General features: G+C 39.8%; 5 protein-coding genes. 1 reads left to right on the top strand and 4 read right to left on the bottom strand.

Going from position 1 to position 2970, the window contains the following annotated elements:
• Nucleotides 1–105: 105 nt before the first annotated feature.
• The 4 genes from VMY36_01205 to rpsT all read right to left on the bottom strand — a co-directional run bounded on the left by VMY36_01205 (nucleotide 106) and on the right by rpsT (nucleotide 1999).
• A complete protein-coding gene (locus VMY36_01205) occupies nucleotides 106–381 on the bottom strand; it encodes a hypothetical protein (protein HUV42502.1) in 276 nt (91 codons plus the stop codon).
• Complete coding sequence (gene pilO, locus VMY36_01210; GenBank protein HUV42503.1) at nucleotides 378–1025, bottom strand: type 4a pilus biogenesis protein PilO; 648 nt, start codon at nucleotides 1023–1025, stop codon at nucleotides 378–380. Before pilO ends, VMY36_01205 begins: the two co-directional genes overlap by 4 nt.
• Nucleotides 1025–1576, bottom strand: coding sequence for a PilN domain-containing protein (locus tag VMY36_01215; protein ID HUV42504.1), 552 nt, complete (start codon nucleotides 1574–1576; stop codon nucleotides 1025–1027). Before VMY36_01215 ends, pilO begins: the two co-directional genes overlap by 1 nt.
• A gap of 150 nt (nucleotides 1577–1726) precedes the next feature.
• A complete protein-coding gene (gene rpsT / locus VMY36_01220; protein ID HUV42505.1) occupies nucleotides 1727–1999 on the bottom strand; it encodes a 30S ribosomal protein S20 in 273 nt (90 codons plus the stop codon).
• A gap of 78 nt (nucleotides 2000–2077) precedes the next feature.
• On the opposite strand from rpsT, the gene VMY36_01225 reads away from it, so the two are divergent.
• On the top strand, nucleotides 2078–2970 hold an 893-nt coding region (locus VMY36_01225; protein ID HUV42506.1), incomplete at its 3' end, for a lipid II flippase MurJ.

Below are 2970 nucleotides of genomic sequence, written 5' to 3' on the forward strand. Positions count from 1 at the left end.
GAAGAAAGATGTTTTGTCCCTGAGTGACAAGGAAAACACCGGCAGCTAAACCAATGATTAAAATAATGATTCCTAAAATGGTTGGTAATCTCTTCACTTTGATCATCAGTCGACTCCTTCAGCTTCGGTAGTAGCCTCTTCATCCCCCGTTTGTTCAGGGGGCAGATATTCTCCTTTTCCAAAAAGAGATTCCTGGGAAATTTGGTCGATTGTCTCTTGGTCAATTTCAGGGTTGAGTGGCTCCATTTGTTGAGGAGAAACATAAAGCTCTTCATCTCTGAAAAAAATCCGGTAGACATCGAGACCGATCCAAGTAAGGACGGTAATTAAGCTTAAAATGACGAGAATTAAAAGGTCTTTAGAAATTCGCTTTTTTTTCATTTTTCTCTATCCTCAGTTAAATAAAAGGCATCAAGCTGAAAGGTCAGGTTTAGACTATAAATCCCTGTTTCACTTTCTTCAACGCTTCGAACCGTAAAGTCAACAGTGCCAATAGACCGCCTCAAATTATCCAGGGAGGTGGTAAAACGGCTAATATTTTCGAAGTCACCGGTGAGACCGAGACTAAAATTAATGGCTGGATATTGACTGATTTTCTTTTTACTTTCCTTTTCACCTAAAAGATAGGAGGGCCCAAAAGCAACTGATTTGATGGTGACATTATTCTTTTGAGCCAGAACCTCAATTTGGTAGACAAGGTTAATGAGGTTTGGTTCCTGAGGAAGGACTTGGTCGACGAGGATTAATTTATCGCTGATAAGAGAGTAGTTGGTTTGGGCTTGTCTTAAAGAGTTAATTTTGGTTTGTAATTTTTGATCGATTGTCTCCTTGCTGTCAATTTCTTTGACCAAGCCAGCAATGGTGGTGACTGTTGGTTTAACAGCAAAGAAAGAAAAGAAGGTAATTGTTGCTAAAGTGAGGATGATCCCCGTATAAACGATAACATCTTTTCTTTGATAAAGAGTTTGGGTGTTTAAAAAGTAACGATGGTAACGATGGTATTCGGTTCGCCAATCAAAAGCCATTAGGTCTCCTTAGGAACAATAAATTGAGCGTTAATAATAAATTTTATTTCTGGTCCGGTTTCCAAACTTTTTGAAACGCTTGTCAAAGAGACCTCTTTAAAATTAGGTGAAGTGGAAAGATTAGCGACAAAGTTCCCGAGACCTCTTTCGGACAGGGCAATGGCATTAATCCGGAGACTGTCTTCGCTAAAACTAAGACTGGAGATAGCCACATCGAAGGGGGTTAAAGAACCGATAACGCTTACTAGTTGACTAAAGGAAGACTGTTGTCCTTTCAATTTTTTTATGGTGGCTAACCTTGTTTGAAGAAAAAGAAATTCTTTTTCAAACTCAGCCGAAGCCTCGATAATCGCTTGTTTCTCTCTGATTGACTGGTTGAGGTCGGACAAATCCCGATCTAGTTTAAAGCGAGAAAGAAAAGCAAGAATAACAATCAGCTCGGTGAAGATGACAATATAGCGTCCGACAGAGAGGGCCCAGGTAAGAAAACGACCAATCGGCTTCTTTTCAAATTCTTCCTTGGGCAAGAGGTTAATTTCTTTTTTGGGCATGGCTGATTTTAGTATTAGTATATACTCAGTTAACTCGGGTTTGCAACCCTCTTTAACCGATTATGAACCCAACATTACTATTGATTATAAGGACAAGAGAGGTATGTTGAGTATAGGTTAATCAGAGAGGGTTTGTCAAAGGAAGTTTTGCTATTTTTTTGTCTTCTTTTTTACTACTGGTCGAGGAGTGGTCTGAGCGAGTTTAGTGAGACGACTTTTTAATCTGGCCGCTTTATTTTTATGAATAATTCCTTTTTTAGCCGCTCGGTCTATTGTCCGATAAATTTCAGCAGAATCTTTGACGGATTTACTTTTCTTTGTTTTCGCCACGACCTTTTTTAGTTGTTGGCGGACTAATTTGTTTATGGCGGCTCTTTGACGACTTTGGCGAAGAGCCTTTTTAGCGCTTTTGGTTACTGGCATTTTAAGCTATAATTAAGTTTTACTTGGTTTCATCAAGTTTTACTTGATATAATAACAAAAAGCGAGCTAGTTTCCAAGATGGTAAATAATCTTTTTAAAAACGGAAAATTAATACTACTTCGGCGGCAGAGCAATATCCTCTCCGCCGCCTTTGTGATTATGGTGACTGTTTTTGCCTCGAGAATTTTAGGTCTTGTCCGCGACCGGCTTTTAGCAGGTGCTTTCTTTGGCGGCAATGAATGGCTGCTTGACACTTATTTTGCTGCCTTTAGAATTCCCGATATGATTTTTCAACTCCTAGTGCTTGGAGCCCTATCAGCGGCTTTTATTCCGGTTTTTAGTGAGTACTTAACCAAGAATGAGAAGGAGGCCTACCAAATCAGTTCTTCAGTGATTAATATTGTTCTCCTTTTCTTTATTATCATTGCCGCCTTAACTTTTATCTACGCCGACCAACTTTGTCGGCTGATTGCTCCTACTTTTTCACCAGAGAGAATAAATTTGATGGTGGATTTAACTCGGATAATGCTTTTGGCTCAACTTTTCTTTTGTTTTTCTAATTTCTTAACAGGGGTGATTCAGTCTCATCAACGTTTTTTGGTACCTGCTCTTTCACCAGTGGTTTACAATTTGGGGATAATCTTTGGAATAGTCTTCCTGGTCCCAATCTGGGGAATTTATGGACCGACGATTGGAGTTGTTATAGGGGCAGTCCTCCATCTTTTAGTTCAACTTCCCTTAGCGATTAGGCTTGGTTTTGTTTATCAATTCAGAGCTTGGCATTTTACTCATCCTGGGGTTAAAGAGATTGCCCGGCTAATGCTGCCTCGAACCTTGGCCTTAGGGATAAATCAAATCGAAGCCACGGTGGCGGTTTTTATCGCCACTTCGCTCGCAGTGGGATCGCTATCAATTTTCTATTTTGCTCAACATTTAATGAATGTGCCTGTTGGTCTTTTTGGCTCCACGAT

The organism is Patescibacteria group bacterium, assembly GCA_035529375.1.
Lineage (GTDB): Bacteria > Patescibacteriota > Microgenomatia > PFEM01 > JAHIFH01 > DATKWU01.